Below are 15,724 nucleotides of genomic sequence, written 5' to 3'. Positions count from 1 at the left end.
TCAACGGGACCGGTTCAGTTACACTGAACCCGCTCAACCAAGCCATCCTCACGCGGGTTGAACGCGTTTTTGGTGACCACAAGGCCATCAGCCGACGGCAGAAAATGGCTTTGCGCGCTTGCCCCGAATGTGCCCAGCATATTGTCGATCTTGTCTGAATTTGCTTCGATCCAGGCGGCGATCTTGTCGCCTTCCAACAATTCCGCCCCTTCGATCGCCGCTTTCAGGATCAGCGGTTCAACATAATAAGGCGCCAGCGCAGACGAGCCGCCCAGTTTGTCGATATCAGCAATCGCCGCCGTGGCGCGCGCGTCGAACTTGGCAAAGGCAGACGCACCGATCTCATCGCCTTCGCAATAGGTCATGCCCATGAACTGCACAGACAAAACGCCCTCGAACACTTCCTCACCCAAGGCCTTGGCATTGCCCACCGCATAGTTTGTCGTGGTCAAGCTGCCCAAAACCGGAACCATCCAGCCGATTTCATCGCGGTTTTGCAAGAACTTGCGCGCATCATCCCCGATAGAGTTGATGAGCAAGACAACTTCGGCCCCGCTATTGCGCAGCGAAAACAGTTGCGGGGTCATATCCTCGGCCTTGAAGGCAAATTCCTGCACCTCGACTGGCTCTACGCCCTTTTCTTTCATGTATTCGATGATTTCATTCACGGCGGCTTTCGACATGCCACCATTGTCTGAAATCAGGCCGATTTTCTTGGCGCCAAGAACATCAACCGCATAATTGATGTTGGGGATCATCTGGTTCAACCCGGTAGGAGAGTTGGAAAAGTGATAGGGTGCTGCCTCGGGCGTCAGGCTGGCCGAGGCTGCGGTGGTGATCTGTGCTATCTTTGCCGCAGTGGTGATCGCCGTTACCGGGATAACCTCTTGCGAGGTGACAGGGCCAACCATTGCCATGATCTTTTCGTTCTCGACCAAGCGGCGCGCCTCGCTGACCGCGTGGGTCGGGTCGGTCTGCGTGTCGGCGATAACGATTTCAACCTGCTTGCCCATAATGCCGCCATTGGCGTTGATATCCTCAACCGCCAGGTTCCAGCTCAAGGTCGCGACCGCCCCGATCGACGCACCGCCGCCGGTGATGGACACCATGCCACCGATCTTGATCGTCTCTTCTGCCTGGGCGCTGATGCCTGATGCCAACAGTGCAAGCACCGAGGCCATACCAAGCAACTTTCTGCGATTACGGTTCACCATATTAATCCTCCCGGTTTGTGTGGCGCGGTCCAAGGCTTTCGCCCCGCCATTGGCGAAGTCTTGCACAGGCTGTCTGCGGTGCATCGTCTGATTGAACGATACGAAATATATATCGCGGCAGTCTTGGCGGGCACAGGCTCTATGGTTCGTCTGGACGATGCCACAGGGCCTGCGCACAGCCAGCATCAGGCAGTAAAATGAAAGGCCCAGCATGAAAACCCTGATCGTCGGCGGAACCGGCATGATTGGCGGCAACACCGCCCTACATCTGCGCCACCTTGGACATGACGTCACGCTTGCGGCCCGCAAGCCCGCCCCACCCGGAACGCCAATGGCAGATATGCCCACGATCTTTGGCGATTACACCAAGCGCAGCTTTGCGAAAGCCGATCTTGCGCCGTTTGACGCCGTGGTTTTTGCGGCGGGAAATGACATTCGCCACGCCCGCCCCGATCAGCAAACCGATGATTTCTGGCGCATGGCCCAATCCGAAGGGGTGCCCGCCTTTGCCGCGCTTGCGCGCAGTGCAGGCGTGCGCCGCTTTGTGCAGCTTGGCAGCTATTACCACCATCTGCGCCCCGATATGGCGCTGACAAATCCCTATGTTCGCGCCCGCCAATTGGCAGATGCAGGCGCGCGCGCTTTGGCAAGCGATGATTTCAACATCTGCACCCTGAACCCGCCATCCATCGTGGGGGCGGTGCCGGGGCTGGTAGCACCCCGATATGTCACGCTGGCTGCCTGGGGCAAAGGGCTGCGCTCGGAATTGCCGAATACCGCACCGCCGGGCGGCACGAACTATATGTCTGTCCGCTCCCTTGCGCAGGCCATTGCCGGGGCGCTGGAAAATGCGGCAACCGGGCGCGCCTATCTTGTTGGCGATGAAAACCTCAGCTTTCGGGATTTCTTTCAGCTCTTTTTCGATCTGGCCGGCAACCCGGTACAGATAGAAACCGTAGACGCCGATAACCCACTGCTTCCCGACGCCTTTATCGTGCAAGGGCGCGGCAATCAGATAGAATATGACCCCGACCCGCAAGAAACGGCACTGCTTGGCTATGACCGGGGCGACATCCGCCGCGCGGTGGCCGAAGTTGTCAAGCAAACGGAACAAATCTGACCAGAGGCGCGAAGATGTAACGCCCTGCCCGAAAGGGCGAGGTCCACGAACGCGCGCTGCGGCTTTTGTTCGCGCGTTGTGATGCGTATCAGGGCGAAGCGGCGGCGCTGACGGCAAGCAATGAGGGAGGGGCCATGGCAATGGTTTTTGCCCCCTCCTCCGCCTCGGTATCGTCAAAATCGGGCTGGCCCTTCAGATACTGCCGCAGGCTTTCGCCGTTCTGCCCCACCATTCTGACGCTGTTACGTCGAGAGGCGAGCAAAACACAAAATAGAGGGTTCGATCATCTTGAAAGAACGCCACCGCGAGGCCACGATCACGTCACGCTTTTCTCGGGATTGCGTTTGACGCTGCATGCATGAACTCATCTGCGTGAGCCGTATCGGCTTTGGTTAACAGACTGCCCCCAATGAACAGGATGGTCGCAACCGGAAGGCCGAGAACGCCAACATTTAACCCAAAGAAAGAATTTCCCGTCAGATACATGCCCGCAACGAATAATGTGCCTCCAATGATTGACACAAGCGCGCCCATATCTGTACCCCGCCGCCAGAAGAATGCCCCAATCGTTGCAGGAACCATCAGCACAAGACCGACAGACGCGGCAACCGCCAGAATCGCAACCATGCTGAACTCCATCCAAGCAAAAGCCAGCGCCAGGAGTGAGATAACCGGAATGACCCACTTGCCTATTAACAACTGCCGAGCATCATTTTTGTTGCCGCTTAAATTGCCATAAACGTCACGCGCAAAGATTGAAGAAAGCGTGAGCAGGATGGAATCGATGGTCGAAACCGCTGCCGCCAGAATACCGATCATCACGATCACACCCAGAACGGGTGGAATAAGATTCGAAGATAGAAGCGCCGATGTGGCAAGATCGGGCCGTTCAAGATCAGGGATCGCCACAAGGGCTAAAAAACCCCAGATGACGGAAACCAATGTGTATATCAGTCCAAAGCACAGAAAAATCAGTAACATTCGACGCAGCGCACCTATTGAGGCTGGCATGAACAAGCGTTGGCTGACTTGTGGGTTTGAAATAGAGAAAAACAGCCATGGAAGCGTAAGCCCCAGAAAGGTTGTGAAGCTGAAAAAGCCCACGCCAGGCACCCGCAGCATTTCGGGCCGTGTCTCGGACAAAGTGCTGAACATTCCGCTGAAATCCGCCCAGCTTGGATACGACCAGCCCTGTGGCCAATACGGCGGCAAGAAGCATCATCACAGCCTGCAGGCTATCGGTCCACATGACCGAACGAATGCCCGCGATATAGGAAAAGACGATTGCCAGAACCGTCGCAACCACAATGCCGACCCCGAACGGAATACCGCCATCGGTCATGCCCGCCAACAGATAGCCAACCCCGGCAAGCTGGACCGCAGAATACGGGATCAGAAAGACCAGGCTGACCAAACCTGCCGCAAATGCAACCCAGCGGTTGCCATAGCGGTTACCAAGCATTTCATAGGGTGTGACGAAACCGTATTTCCGCCCTACCGCCCAAAAGCGTGGGCCGAAAACCGCGACCAGCGAGACACCAGCAAAATAGATGATCTCAAACCCCAGCGCCCCCACGCCGCCGCGATAGGTAAGACCCGCCAGCCCCACCATCATGAAGGCCGAATATGTTGTAGCCGAATAGGATAGCGCGGAAACAACGCCGCCCATCGCCCGCCCGCCCAGAAAATAATCTGACATCGAAGATGAGGGGCCGACCCGCGAAAGATAGGCGATCAAGAGAGAGATTGCAGTGTAAGTTGCGATCCCCCAAATCACGAGGGACATTGTCATTTTGCGTCTCCATTGAAGCCGAGTGTCGCGATGACGTTCAGGACAATCGTAAAAACACCTGCCAGCGTCCAAAACAGAAAACTACCGTGCCAAGTTTCGACCGATTGAAGCAAGAGATAAGGGACCGCGTAACAGGCAACGATCAAGATGCCGACGAGCACAAGCGAGATTTTTCGTAACATTGGAACCGTCCTGTTGTTTACGGCCTGTTTCAGATCATAGTTGGCCCCGGCATCGTTGCGCCGGGCGTTGTCATTGCCTTTATATAACCGCGTGGGTTCACGATGTGAATCATCAATATTTGGGGCATTAGGCGGCCCATGACCAGCTAGCCAAGCTCCACGGACCTGAGCGCCAGCACAAATCTGCGCAGATAAATGGGGATGATCATCCCAATAAGCGCCAACGTATTGATGAACAGCTATGGGCTTCTATCCGAATGACGCAAAAACACATACCAACCCGGACACGCGCTTACCCGCACAAAGTTGCCTGTCGCTCTTGAGAAACCGGTTTTGGGGTCAATCCGAGACTGCATCGACAGTCTGGGGCGCAAAGAGGCCCAAATTGTAGCCTTCCAACTTCACCCTAGACGAGAATGGGTCGTCAAAGTGAAGCATTGTGGCAGTGCCGGGCGTTACTGGCACCAGTCTGTCTTGCGAAAGGCCCAGAAAAGCAGTCAGCGCCGCACGGATAACGCCGCTGTGGACGACGGCAAGCACGTCACCGTCAGTCTTGGCCAGCCAATCGCGCAATCCCGCAACGACACGATCAACGAAATCCTGCCACGCCTCGCCGCCGACAGGATGCCAGGCCCCCGTCCGCCACGCCCAATAGTCCTCGGGATGTTCTGCGATTAGGTCGGGTTTGCGCCGCCCTGTCCATTCGCCCATGTTCAATTCGCGCAAACGTGCATCGGCGGGGGCGTCACCGAACCCGATCAGTTTCACTGTTTCACGGCATCGTCCCAGATCAGAGGACACCACAGCTTTGGGGCTAAGGCCATCAATCAGGTGCCGGAAGGACAAGGCTTGCTCGATGCCGCGTGGTGACAGATCGGCATTGTCATGCCCCTGCAAGCGCTGTTCGGCATTCCAGATGGTTTCGCCATGCCGCATCAAAATTAACCTCATGTTGAGATCCTCTTGCCATCGGTGTTGAATATTGCGTCAGGTGCGCGCAGAAATGTTAGGTCGACTTCGGCGCCCGGTTCCGCCCGAAAGAAGCCATCCACCATGGCCGTGACCCGCAACCCCCCAATCAGGCAAGTCACCATTGACTGCCCGGCAATTGGCGCCGATTTAACATATATCGCCTTCAGTCCGGGCCTGCCTTCACGGCTGCCCACAGTCATGTCCTGTGCGCGGTAAAGCAGTTGCGCATGGTTCAAACCCGGTGCCAAATCGGCAGAGGCCAGATCAATCCCATTGAAGCTCAGTGCGGCGCCGTTGCGGATGACCGGCACAAGGTTGCCGGCTGGTGTGCCCAGAAAGGTCGCGACAAAGGTGGTCTGTGGTTTCAGCAACAGCGCGTCCGGCGGGCCAAATTGCTCCACCTTGCCATCCCGCAGAACTGCAACATGGGTCGCCATGGTCATCGCTTCAACCTGATCATGTGTGACATAAACCGACGTGGCCTTGGTCGCACGGTGGATACGCATCAACTCGCTTCGCATGTCTACCCGCAGTTTTGCATCAAGGTTTGACAACGGCTCATCCAGCAGCAAGATGCCGGGCCGCGGCCCAATGGTTCGCGCAATGGCGACGCGCTGTTGTTGACCGCCCGAAATCTCGGCGGGATAGCGATCGCGCAACGCCTCAATATCGAGAAACTTCAGCACCTCATCAATCCGCTCTGCCCTATCTTTTTTTGACCAGTTGGCGACTTTCAAAGGCCAGTCGATATTGCCCTCGACCGTTTTATGGGGCCAAAGCGCATAGCTTTGAAACACAAGGCCGGCATCGCGGGCGGCGGCATTGGTCATAACGCCGGACTGGCCGTCAGAGACGAGCTTGCCACCAAAAGAAATCTCGCCCTCAGTTGGCGGCTCCAACCCTGCGAGCATCCGCAAAAGGGTGGATTTTCCGCAACCCGAGGGGCCAACAAGCACCAAGAAGGAACCGGGAGGAACGCTGATGTTCACGTTGTCGACCGCAGTGTGACCGCCAAAACGTTTGGTCAGATTGGTGATCGAGATTGCCGGGGTGGCAGCAATGTTTCGACTTTGCACATTCATGCGGTTTTCCATCCCTGTATCCTATTTTGCAAAACGTGAACCAAAGCCGACGCAATCAGACAGATCACCAAGATAATCAGCGTGATGGCATTGGCGAATTGCATGAACCCGAGGCCGGCATAATTGAAAGCCATCATGCTAAGCACGGGCGTTGTGGAGCTGAACAGCAACACGACAAGCGACAGGTCACGGACGATCTTGATGAACACCAGCAACCCGCCGGCAAAGATGCCGCGAATGGCCAAAGGCAGAATGATCTCAGTCATCCGCCGGATCGGGTTGGCCCCGGTCATGCGCGCGCTTTCCTCAATATCATTGGAAATCTGGCTCAGCACGGCGCGGCCTGATTGGACCGCATAGGGCATAAGGTTTGCCGTCGCGGCCAGAACCAGAAGCGTGAACGTGCCGTAAAGTGCCGGAATGGGGCCAACCGATGTGCCGTACATGGCGATATAGGCGGCGGCCATCGCGATGCTGGGAATGAACAACGGCAAGAACGCCAACTGGCTGAGAAGGTTACCAAGGAATGTGCCTTTGAACCGCACGATAGTATGGGCAATGACAAGCCCAATTATCATGGTCGTTGTGGCGACGGTCAGGCCTAGACGAATTGTCGTCCAGATTGCATCCATCAGTAATGGATTGCGGAAAATGCCTGCCTGGCCCTGCGCAATGTCAGTCCCTGCCGGACCGATCCAAAAATGCAAAGTCCAGTTTGTGAACAGGCCGGAGGATTGCTGCGCCATGCTGGAGGAAAACAGCACAATGACGGGAATAACCGTGGTCATCATTCCAAGGCCCAAGGCCACAAAGAACAAGGGCCACCGCCACTTGCCAAGCGGGAAACGTTTGGTGCGCGCGCCTTTTCCGGTCACCGTAACAAAGGCCTTTCGGCCAGAAACCAATCTGTCGCTGAAAAACAGCAGGGCAGCGGCGGCAACGATCAGCAGCAGCGCCAGCACATAGCCGCGCTCAATGTTGCCAGTCTGCACCATGCCATAGACGCGCGTCGAAAGGGTCTGCATCCGCACCGGCGCGCCCAGCAAAGCCGGCGCGGCGAAATTGGACACAGCACCCGCAAAGGTCAGCATTCCCCCCGATACAAGGGCGGGCGTGACCACGGGTAGAATAATGCCAAACAAGATGCGCGACCGCTTGGCCCCTGCCATTTCAGCAGATTCCACCAAATCGGCGCTGACAGAGCTTAATGCGGCGGCGATCATTGTATAGGCCAATGAATAGTAATGCGCGACCAGCACAATGAGGGTTGGAAGCAGCCCCCACGCCAGCCAGTCCGGAATGGTCATCCCGTTGGCGACGAAATAGCCGGGCTGCCCACCCAAGCGGTCGTTGCGAAATAACGTGCCCCAGGCCAGCGCGGCGGCAAAACTGGGGATCATGAAGGGCAAAGTGGACAGGACACCCAGAAAGCGCCGCCCAGGCACATCCGTCAACACCACCAGCCAAGCGAGAAATCCACCCAGCAACAAACATCCAGTCGCAACCCCGGCACCCAATAGCATCGTGTTCGCAATCGGTCGCCACAGCAGGTTGGTGGACAAGGGACTGGCCGTCACGGCCTTCCAAGCCTCCAACCCTTCTGGCGTCAGCGATATCTGCATGATGCGCAGCAACGGAAAGATGACGAGAATAGCTGTGATACAAACCATGACAAAGGGCATGAGGTTGCGTGATTTAAACAGCCTGGCGAACATGCGCGGCCGGATGGCAAGTCCTGTCATTATACAAGTCCTAGGTGGCGCGTGCGGTGCTCGGCCTGTCCGGGCACCGCACTGGTACAGTTACTGGAGCATGATGATAAGGTCGAGGATCCGGCTGCGGGCAGCGCCTGTGGCTGTCGGGTCCATCGTCCAAAGGTTCACTTTCTCCAGCGGGACGGCATCAGGGTGATCGGCGATCGTGCGCCGCGCGGCATAGTCGCCTTGCACAAAGAACGGCTCAAACCCTGGCCCGCCCGAAGGGGTGTCGTCGCCCATCATGTAGTCAATCACAAGCCGTGCCGCAGCCGGATGAGGCGCGTCCTTGGCGACCACAAGCACTGCTGGAAACAGGATGCCTGCCGATGGAACTGTATCATTTGAAATCTGAAGCGCCCAACCTTCTTTGGCGTTGTCTTTAGCGGCCGAATAGGTGGTCCAGCCGACCGACGGATTGGTGGCCTTGATGTCACCAATTGCAGCACGCAGTTGGGTGCTGTCGTTCACCATGACCAGATCATTGTCAAACAATGCGCGGATGAACTGCTCTCCCGCGCCATTCAGGTCGCTGTCGACAATAATCGGCTTTCCGAATTGCGCCTCATAGGCGGCCGCCATCTCATCATTGCGCAACGAGATTTCGGTCAGCAGGTCCAGGGCTTCACCACGCTGACTCGGGTCTTCCATCAGCACCTTGCCGCGCCAATCCGGCGTCGTCAGTTGCCACAGGTTCTTGATCGGGGTGCCATCAGGATAGGCTGCCTCGTTGTACATCAATGCCCGTGACGAAAGCCGGTGGGTCAGCACATCCTTTTGCAATGCGGCAGGAACGCTGTCGCCGATACGCGGAGGCACATATTTCGTGACCTTGCCTTCCGGTATCAGGTCACGCAGCACGATGGGCGCTTCCGACAAATAAAGCACATCAACAGCATAGATGCCGGCGCGTTGTTCGGCATCCAGACGCGCGATCTGCTTGGTCGAGTTGAGGTCGACCCCGATCAGATCAATGCCGGGGTATGTTTCTTCAAAGGTCGCCTCGATTTTTGCGATCCGGCTGGACAGCGAGAATACCGTAACGCTGCCTTCCGTCTTTGCGATCTCATAAAGCTCATCCGCCGACATGGCATCAAGATCCTGTGCCAGCGCAGGTGCTGCCATCAGGAGTGCTGCACCCAAAAGGGCACTTGTCATTATATGTTTCATTCTTTCCTCCTCCAAGGATTATTAAAAGCCGTCAAACAGCTTCGACAGTTTCTCCAATGCCCCGATTGTTTCCTCCTCATGACGCGCAGCCATTGTCAGCAAAATTGCACTAATGATAACAAATGGCACCGTCGGGGTCTGAAACTCGCTGCCCGAGCGCCCGCGTGGCGCTGCAAGCGTAATGTCTGACTCTGGGGTCATGATCAGGCCCGCCAAATCCGATACCAGAATAGACTTGGCCCCAACGCTGTGGACATGCTGCATCATCGGCGCATAGGTAGACGGTTGCTTGCGAAACGCCAAGGCGATGACAATGTCGTCCTTGGACAGACCGACCAGACGTTCCGCCACATCACGCCCACGACCCGTCAGCGAAACCGTTGTCATGCCAAAGCGATCCAACCGCCGGGACAGAAAATATGCGATGGATTGGGCATGCCCCTGCGCGAAAATGAAAACGTTGCGCGCGCCAAAAATTGCATCCGCAACTTGATCGATCGCAGCTTGCGAGATCAGGTCATCCAGATTTTGGAGTGCGGTGACCTCAGATGCGATCAGATCAGACAAATAGTTGCCTGCTTCCGCCGACTTGACCGAACGGCGCATCCGCAATGCAGCATCTTGTGCGTTCAGCATATCCGCTTGCAGGACGCTGCGCAGTTCTGGAAAGCCTTTATAGCCAAGCTTTTGGGCAAGCCGCGTGGGCGCCGCCCCATGCACTTCAATTCGCTCAGCCAGTTGTGGACCAGACAGAAATACCAGCTCTTCGCGCCGATCCAAAAGGGCGGCGACCATCTTTTGATCTGTTTCGGTCAATCGTTCGGCGGACTGCGATAACCGAGTAAGGAAGTCTGAAGCCATAGAATGATTCCTTTCAATTATGAACTGAAAGGAATTTTTCCGTTCAGTCAAGTCGCTTTCTTTCTTGGCGCCTGCGGTGTTTGTCAAACAAGTTGTCCGCCGATTTCAAGCGGCGTCTCTGATTTCGGAGGCGCTGGTATCGCGTTCCGGGTTCAGCCAGACGGGTCCGGCGGGTTGCCAGTTGCGGGTTTTTCCTGACCACCGTTCCGGCTTTTGTGCGCGGGCATTTGCATAGAGCAAGGCCCGGTTTGCGAGGGCATCGCGGTCTTGTCCTGCGTGGCGCATGCTGGGTGTGACGAAGCGGATGGCGCTGTGAAGGTGCTCCCCGTTATACCAGCTGGTGAAGGATTTCACCCAAGCCTGCGCCTCGGCTTTTGTCGCGAAGCCCTTGGTTGGCCAGTCCGGGCGATACTTGCAGGTGCGGAACAGCGCCTCGGAGAAGGGGTTGTCGTTGCTGACGCGCGGGCGACTGTAGGACGCCATGATGCCCAGCTTTTCCAGCGTCACCTTCATCGTAGCGCCTTTCATTGGGCTCCCATTGTCGGCGTGCAGCACCAAGGGCCGCGCGATGCGGGCCTCCGACCAGACCGCCTTTTGCACCAACATCGCCGCAAGATCCGCACCCTCGCGCTCATGGACTTCCCAGCCCACGATCTTGCGGCTGAAGATATCCACGATCAGATAAAGGTAGAAGAACATGCCCGCGACCGGCCCCGGCATCCAAGTGATATCCCAGGTCCAGACCTGACAGGGTGCGCTGGCTTTGTAACTAGTTGGAGGCTTGCGCCGGACGGGCGACTTGGACCGACTACGATGATGCTGTTGCCCATCTGCGCGCAGGATACGGTAGAAGCTGGATTCTGAGGCCAGATAGTGCCCCTGATCGGCTAGTTTCGGCACGATCTGGCTGGGTGGAAGGCTGGAAAATTCCGCAGAATTACAGATGCTTAGAACAGCGGCGCGTTCCTCGTCGCTGAGCTTGTTAGGAGGCTCCGGCCGTTGGACCAAGGGACGTTGATCAGCGTGAACCTGACCGCCTTTGGTCCAGCGGCGCAAGGTCCGTTCGCTGATTTCCACCTCAGCGCAGGCTTTGGCGCGGCGGGCGCCAGCGGTGACGGCCCCTTCGATCAGCAGCGTGGCGGTTTGGCGATGTGGGGTGCTGATCATGCGTCCTCGTCGCCCCCCCAGATCGCCGCCAGCTTTTTTCTGAGCACCAGAAGCGCCGCAGTTTCGGCCAGGGCGCGGTCCTTGCGGGCCAGCTCGCGCTCCAACTCCTTGATCCGCTTCTTCTCTTCCTTCGTCGCCTGGCTCACCTTGGCCGTGCTGGTACGGTCCCAGTCATTCGCCTGCTCGCACGCCCCGCGCCATACCTTGATTTGCTCGGGAAACAGCCCGCGCTTGCGGCAATACTCCGCCAGATCGGCCTCATTCAGCGCCGCCGTCTCCAGCACCGCCGCAAACTTGTCGCGCGATGCCCAACCGGAAGGGCCGGCATCGGCATCGGGCAAAAGCTGGCCCTTGCCACGCGCCTCAGCACGCCACTTGTGCAGCGTCGCCTCCGAAATCCCCTCCTCCTGCGACAAGCGCCGAATGGCCATGTTGTTCGGAGGCAGCATCCGCTTCAGCACCGCAGTCTTGCGTTCCTGTGAATATCCCACGTCATCGTCCTATCCCGCCCACCTGAAAAATAGAGAAAAGTAGAGCAGCGGACAACTAGCCTGACACAGGGGGCAGATGGGCAACAGCATCATCGTAGTCGGTCCAAGTCGCCCGTCCGGCGCAAGCCTCCAACTAGTTACAAAGCCAGCGCACCCTGTCAGGTCTGGACCTGGGATATCACTTGGATGCCGGGGCCGGTCGCGGGCATGTTCTTCTACCTTTATCTGATCGTGGATATCTTCAGCCGCAAGATCGTGGGCTGGGAAGTCCATGAGCGCGAGGGTGCGGGATCTTGCGGCGATGTTGGTGCAAAAGGCGGTCTGGTCGGAGGCCCGCATCGCGCGGCCCTTGGTGCTGCACGCCGACAATGGGAGCCCAATGAAAGGCGCTACGATGAAGGTGACGCTGGAAAAGCTGGGCATCATGGCGTCCTACAGTCGCCCGCGCGTCAGCAACGACAACCCCTTCTCCGAGGCGCTGTTCCGCACCTGCAAGTATCGCCCGGACTGGCCAACCAAGGGCTTCGCGACAAAAGCCGAGGCGCAGGCTTGGGTGAAATCCTTCACCAGCTGGTATAACGGGGAGCACCTTCACAGCGCCATCCGCTTCGTCACACCCAGCATGCGCCACGCAGGACAAGACCGCGATGCCCTCGCAAACCGGGCCTTGCTCTATGCAAATGCCCGCGCACAAAAGCCGGAACGGTGGTCAGGAAAAACCCGCAACTGGCAACCCGCCGGACCCGTCTGGCTGAACCCGGAACGCGATACCAGCGCCTCCGGAATCAGAGACGCCGCTTGAAATCGGCGGACAACTTGTTCCCCCTGTGTCAGGCTAGTTGTCCGCTGCTCTACTTTTCTCTATTTTTCAGGTGGGCGGGATAGGACGATGACGTGGGATATTCACAGGAACGCAAGACTGCGGTGCTGAAGCGGATGCTGCCTCCGAACAACATGGCCATTCGGCGCTTGTCGCAGGAGGAGGGGATTTCGGAGGCGACGCTGCACAAGTGGCGTGCTGAGGCGCGTGGCAAGGGCCAGCTTTTGCCCGATGCCGATGCCGGCCCTTCCGGTTGGGCATCGCGCGACAAGTTTGCGGCGGTGCTGGAGACGGCGGCGCTGAATGAGGCCGATCTGGCGGAGTATTGCCGCAAGCGCGGGCTGTTTCCCGAGCAAATCAAGGTATGGCGCGGGGCGTGCGAGCAGGCGAATGACTGGGACCGTACCAGCACGGCCAAGGTGAGCCAGGCGACGAAGGAAGAGAAGAAGCGGATCAAGGAGTTGGAGCGCGAGCTGGCCCGCAAGGACCGCGCCCTGGCCGAAACTGCGGCGCTTCTGGTGCTCAGAAAAAAGCTGGCGGCGATCTGGGGGGGGCGACGAGGACGCATGATCAGCACCCCACATCGCCAAACCGCCACGCTGCTGATCGAAGGGGCCGTCACCGCTGGCGCCCGCCGCGCCAAAGCCTGCGCTGAGGTGGAAATCAGCGAACGGACCTTGCGCCGCTGGACCAAAGGCGGTCAGGTTCACGCTGATCAACGTCCCTTGGTCCAACGGCCGGAGCCTCCTAACAAGCTCAGCGACGAGGAACGCGCCGCTGTTCTAAGCATCTGTAATTCTGCGGAATTTTCCAGCCTTCCACCCAGCCAGATCGTGCCGAAACTAGCCGATCAGGGGCACTATCTGGCCTCAGAATCCAGCTTCTACCGTATCCTGCGCGCAGATGGGCAACAGCATCATCGTAGTCGGTCCAAGTCGCCCGTCCGGCGCAAGCCTCCAACTAGTTACAAAGCCAGCGCACCCTGTCAGGTCTGGACCTGGGATATCACTTGGATGCCGGGGCCGGTCGCGGGCATGTTCTTCTACCTTTATCTGATCGTGGATATCTTCAGCCGCAAGATCGTGGGCTGGGAAGTCCATGAGCGCGAGGGTGCGGATCTTGCGGCGATGTTGGTGCAAAAGGCGGTCTGGTCGGAGGCCCGCATCGCGCGGCCCTTGGTGCTGCACGCCGACAATGGGAGCCCAATGAAAGGCGCTACGATGAAGGTGACGCTGGAAAAGCTGGGCATCATGGCGTCCTACAGTCGCCCGCGCGTCAGCAACGACAACCCCTTCTCCGAGGCGCTGTTCCGCACCTGCAAGTATCGCCCGGACTGGCCAACCAAGGGCTTCGCGACAAAAGCCGAGGCGCAGGCTTGGGTGAAATCCTTCACCAGCTGGTATAACGGGGAGCACCTTCACAGCGCCATCCGCTTCGTCACACCCAGCATGCGCCACGCAGGACAAGACCGCGATGCCCTCGCAAACCGGGCCTTGCTCTATGCAAATGCCCGCGCACAAAAGCCGGAACGGTGGTCAGGAAAAACCCGCAACTGGCAACCCGCCGGACCCGTCTGGCTGAACCCGGAACGCGATACCAGCGCCTCCGAAATCAGAGACGCCGCTTGAAATCGGCGGACAACTTGTTTGACAAACACCGTGTTTGACAAACACCGGTTCGCTTCGCCTTCACGCAGACAATTCTTCCAAGATCTGATGGGATAATTCTCGGTTCAAAGAACCCCTTTTCTGACTTAACGTAGTGCAGGAGCCTACCGATCACGTCAGTCTTGTTGAATTTGTCAATCTCAAGGTTCAGATCGATCTCATTTTTCTGCTGGTAGGTCAAGCTCGACAGGTTTGAAATACAGCTTACAGTATCAGAGTCGTAATATTTTACTCCAGATGATCTCACATGAAAGACTATGACCTCGCCGTCGATTGAATCGTTCGCTGAGCATGCGAAGTAAAGAGCTACCAGCGGATTTCCAGAGATGTCGAGCAATCTGGTTGGTAAACCGTAATGTTGCATTCTGACCAAGCGGTCGAAACAGTATTGGTCTCCCTGGAACTCTTCATAATGAGCGATGAGGAGCTCTTTCGATATGCGCTCCTCATTTATCAAGAATTTCCAGTCGCCGTTATCCCATTTGCGCAGCAGGATTGGTGTCAGCTCATACTTCGCGTTGCTGTGCCCCCTAAAGAAAGTTTCGGCTCCGACTTTTCCTCCTGATCGTAAAGTAGCTTTAAGAAACTCTCGACGCTATCGGCACCCCCTAAGATTCTTTTTATCCCTAGGTGGGGGGCTCCACACTTGCAACGCTATCAGCATGGATGATTTGGGGATCAACCTTCCCCTCAAACTCGGGCTTTACTTTTTTCAGTCGAGAAAGAATTTCCGCAGCGCTACCGTTTCGTACCGCCCAATGCGTACGGTATAGTTGGAACTGGTCAACTCCGAATACTGATCTAATCGTACCAATATCCTCAAAACTTTCTTCTCCAAGGTCGATTATGGGGTCAAATTCCGCGGAGACCTCTTTTTGAGTGAGAAACAATACTCCGAATCTTCCCGAACTTAATCATCATCGAGACAGACCCCGCTGCCTGCTCGATTTCACTACAAAGGAATGTTGGAAGTCCCTCCAAGAAGGCTATCGCACTTGAATCGAGGACTTCGAGGCGCTTCTCAGTGTCGGCGGGCGTGTATTCGAACATTCGCCCCCGTTTCATGGTGATGTCTCGACCATCGCCTTGAACTCGGTCCCCAGTTCCCAAACGAAATGTAGTTAAAATTATCTCTCATGGGCTCGTACGTATCGCCTACTACAAGTTCATCGCGGAATTCGTAATCCACACTATCCGCGACTTAGACGAACGTCTATCGGCCCTATTCTGGTCAGCATCGCGCAGCCTTGGTGGCCAGTGCCCTTTGTGCGGCGACGTACAATCACAAAGGACGAAGGTGCGTCCACTTGCGTGCAGACGCCCCTAGGGCCCCGTTGTCGGTCACTTCAAGCTGAGATGGATCGATCAACCACATGTAATCGTTGAGGATAATTTTGACGTTGAAATGAAAAAACCCTTGACACCCCTTGCG

The 15,724-nt window shown here is 57.1% G+C and carries 13 protein-coding genes and 2 pseudogenes; 3 read left to right on the top strand and 12 right to left on the bottom strand.

Going from position 1 to position 15,724, the window contains the following annotated elements; all coding sequences use genetic code 11:
- Positions 1-14: 14 nt before the first annotated feature.
- Positions 15-1,214 (bottom strand): ABC transporter substrate-binding protein, encoded by a 1,200-nt coding sequence (locus VDP61_RS09530; protein ID WP_323006683.1) that lies wholly within the window; start codon positions 1,212-1,214, stop codon positions 15-17.
- Positions 1,215-1,425: 211 nt separating this feature from the next.
- Here VDP61_RS09530 and VDP61_RS09525 point away from each other — a divergent pair, with 211 nt between their 5' ends.
- Entirely contained in the window at positions 1,426-2,334 is a 909-nt protein-coding gene (locus VDP61_RS09525; RefSeq protein WP_323006682.1) for an NAD(P)-dependent oxidoreductase, read from the top strand.
- Positions 2,335-2,422: 88 nt separating this feature from the next.
- On the opposite strand, the gene VDP61_RS09520 is transcribed toward VDP61_RS09525, so the two are convergent.
- The 10 genes and pseudogenes from VDP61_RS09520 to VDP61_RS09475 all read right to left on the bottom strand — a co-directional run bounded on the left by VDP61_RS09520 (position 2,423) and on the right by VDP61_RS09475 (position 11,763).
- On the bottom strand, positions 2,423-2,566 hold the full coding sequence (locus VDP61_RS09520) for a hypothetical protein (RefSeq protein ID WP_323006681.1): 144 nt from the start codon (positions 2,564-2,566) through the stop codon (positions 2,423-2,425).
- Positions 2,567-2,655: 89 nt separating this feature from the next.
- Entirely contained in the window at positions 2,656-3,456 is an 801-nt protein-coding gene (locus tag VDP61_RS09515) for a sodium:solute symporter family transporter (RefSeq protein ID WP_323006680.1), read from the bottom strand.
- A 46-nt stretch (positions 3,457-3,502) separates the two neighbouring features.
- Positions 3,503-4,033, bottom strand: a pseudogene (locus VDP61_RS09510) (sodium:solute symporter family transporter); the annotation flags it as partial.
- Between the two features lie 89 nt (positions 4,034-4,122).
- Positions 4,123-4,308: a hypothetical protein gene (locus VDP61_RS09505; RefSeq protein WP_323006679.1), complete on the bottom strand. Its 186-nt coding sequence runs from the start codon at positions 4,306-4,308 to the stop codon at positions 4,123-4,125.
- 339 nt (positions 4,309-4,647) lie between these two features.
- Complete coding sequence (locus tag VDP61_RS09500; protein ID WP_323006678.1) at positions 4,648-5,259, bottom strand: histidine phosphatase family protein; 612 nt, start codon at positions 5,257-5,259, stop codon at positions 4,648-4,650.
- On the bottom strand, positions 5,256-6,374 hold the full coding sequence (locus tag VDP61_RS09495; protein ID WP_323006677.1) for an ABC transporter ATP-binding protein: 1,119 nt from the start codon (positions 6,372-6,374) through the stop codon (positions 5,256-5,258). Before VDP61_RS09495 ends, VDP61_RS09500 begins: the two co-directional genes overlap by 4 nt.
- Positions 6,359-8,104 carry an iron ABC transporter permease gene (locus VDP61_RS09490; protein WP_323006676.1) on the bottom strand — a complete coding sequence of 582 codons (1,746 nt, stop codon included), beginning with the start codon at positions 8,102-8,104 and terminating at the stop codon, positions 6,359-6,361. The genes VDP61_RS09495 and VDP61_RS09490 overlap by 16 nt, the downstream gene beginning before the upstream one ends.
- Positions 8,105-8,164: 60 nt before the next feature.
- On the bottom strand, positions 8,165-9,286 hold the full coding sequence (locus VDP61_RS09485) for an ABC transporter substrate-binding protein (protein ID WP_323006675.1): 1,122 nt from the start codon (positions 9,284-9,286) through the stop codon (positions 8,165-8,167).
- A 21-nt stretch (positions 9,287-9,307) separates the two neighbouring features.
- Positions 9,308-10,147, bottom strand: coding sequence for a MurR/RpiR family transcriptional regulator (locus VDP61_RS09480; RefSeq protein ID WP_323006674.1), 840 nt, complete (start codon positions 10,145-10,147; stop codon positions 9,308-9,310).
- A 105-nt stretch (positions 10,148-10,252) separates the two neighbouring features.
- Positions 10,253-11,763 (bottom strand): IS3 family transposase gene (locus tag VDP61_RS09475; RefSeq protein ID WP_416236524.1). Its coding sequence is split into 2 segments (ribosomal slippage): positions 10,253-11,343 and positions 11,343-11,763, totalling 1,512 coding nucleotides; the frame shifts between segments, so codons are not numbered across the junction.
- A 313-nt stretch (positions 11,764-12,076) separates the two neighbouring features.
- Here VDP61_RS09475 and VDP61_RS09470 point away from each other — a divergent pair.
- Positions 12,077-12,607 carry an integrase core domain-containing protein gene (locus tag VDP61_RS09470; RefSeq protein ID WP_323006673.1) on the top strand — a complete coding sequence of 177 codons (531 nt, stop codon included), beginning with the start codon at positions 12,077-12,079 and terminating at the stop codon, positions 12,605-12,607.
- A 92-nt stretch (positions 12,608-12,699) separates the two neighbouring features.
- A complete protein-coding gene (locus VDP61_RS09465) occupies positions 12,700-14,253 on the top strand; it encodes an IS3 family transposase (RefSeq protein WP_323006672.1) in 1,554 nt (517 codons plus the stop codon).
- On the opposite strand, the pseudogene VDP61_RS17865 reads toward VDP61_RS09465, so the two are convergent.
- Positions 14,237-14,824, bottom strand: a pseudogene (locus tag VDP61_RS17865) (FRG domain-containing protein); the annotation flags it as partial. The gene VDP61_RS09465 and the pseudogene VDP61_RS17865 sit on opposite strands and share 17 nt — an antisense overlap.
- Positions 14,825-15,724: the final 900 nt, after the last annotated feature.

It is taken from the genome of Pseudorhodobacter sp. (genome assembly GCF_034675685.1).
In the GTDB taxonomy this organism is placed as follows: Bacteria; Pseudomonadota; Alphaproteobacteria; order Rhodobacterales; family Rhodobacteraceae; genus Pseudorhodobacter.
This window is presented reverse-complemented; position numbering and strand designations above follow the sequence as displayed.

Coding starts and splice junctions, on each gene's coding strand:
- VDP61_RS09530 (WP_323006683.1), bottom strand. CDS start 1,214: ATGGTGAACCGTAATCGCAGAAAGTTGCTTGGTATGGCCTCGGTGCTT.
- VDP61_RS09525 (WP_323006682.1), top strand. CDS start 1,426: ATGAAAACCCTGATCGTCGGCGGAACCGGCATGATTGGCGGCAACACC.
- VDP61_RS09520 (WP_323006681.1), bottom strand. CDS start 2,566: ATGGTGGGGCAGAACGGCGAAAGCCTGCGGCAGTATCTGAAGGGCCAG.
- VDP61_RS09515 (WP_323006680.1), bottom strand. CDS start 3,456: ATGCTGCGGGTGCCTGGCGTGGGCTTTTTCAGCTTCACAACCTTTCTG.
- VDP61_RS09505 (WP_323006679.1), bottom strand. CDS start 4,308: ATGTTACGAAAAATCTCGCTTGTGCTCGTCGGCATCTTGATCGTTGCC.
- VDP61_RS09500 (WP_323006678.1), bottom strand. CDS start 5,259: ATGAGGTTAATTTTGATGCGGCATGGCGAAACCATCTGGAATGCCGAA.
- VDP61_RS09495 (WP_323006677.1), bottom strand. CDS start 6,374: ATGGAAAACCGCATGAATGTGCAAAGTCGAAACATTGCTGCCACCCCG.
- VDP61_RS09490 (WP_323006676.1), bottom strand. CDS start 8,104: ATGACAGGACTTGCCATCCGGCCGCGCATGTTCGCCAGGCTGTTTAAA.
- VDP61_RS09485 (WP_323006675.1), bottom strand. CDS start 9,286: ATGAAACATATAATGACAAGTGCCCTTTTGGGTGCAGCACTCCTGATG.
- VDP61_RS09480 (WP_323006674.1), bottom strand. CDS start 10,147: ATGGCTTCAGACTTCCTTACTCGGTTATCGCAGTCCGCCGAACGATTG.
- VDP61_RS09470 (WP_323006673.1), top strand. CDS start 12,077: ATGAGCGCGAGGGTGCGGGATCTTGCGGCGATGTTGGTGCAAAAGGCG.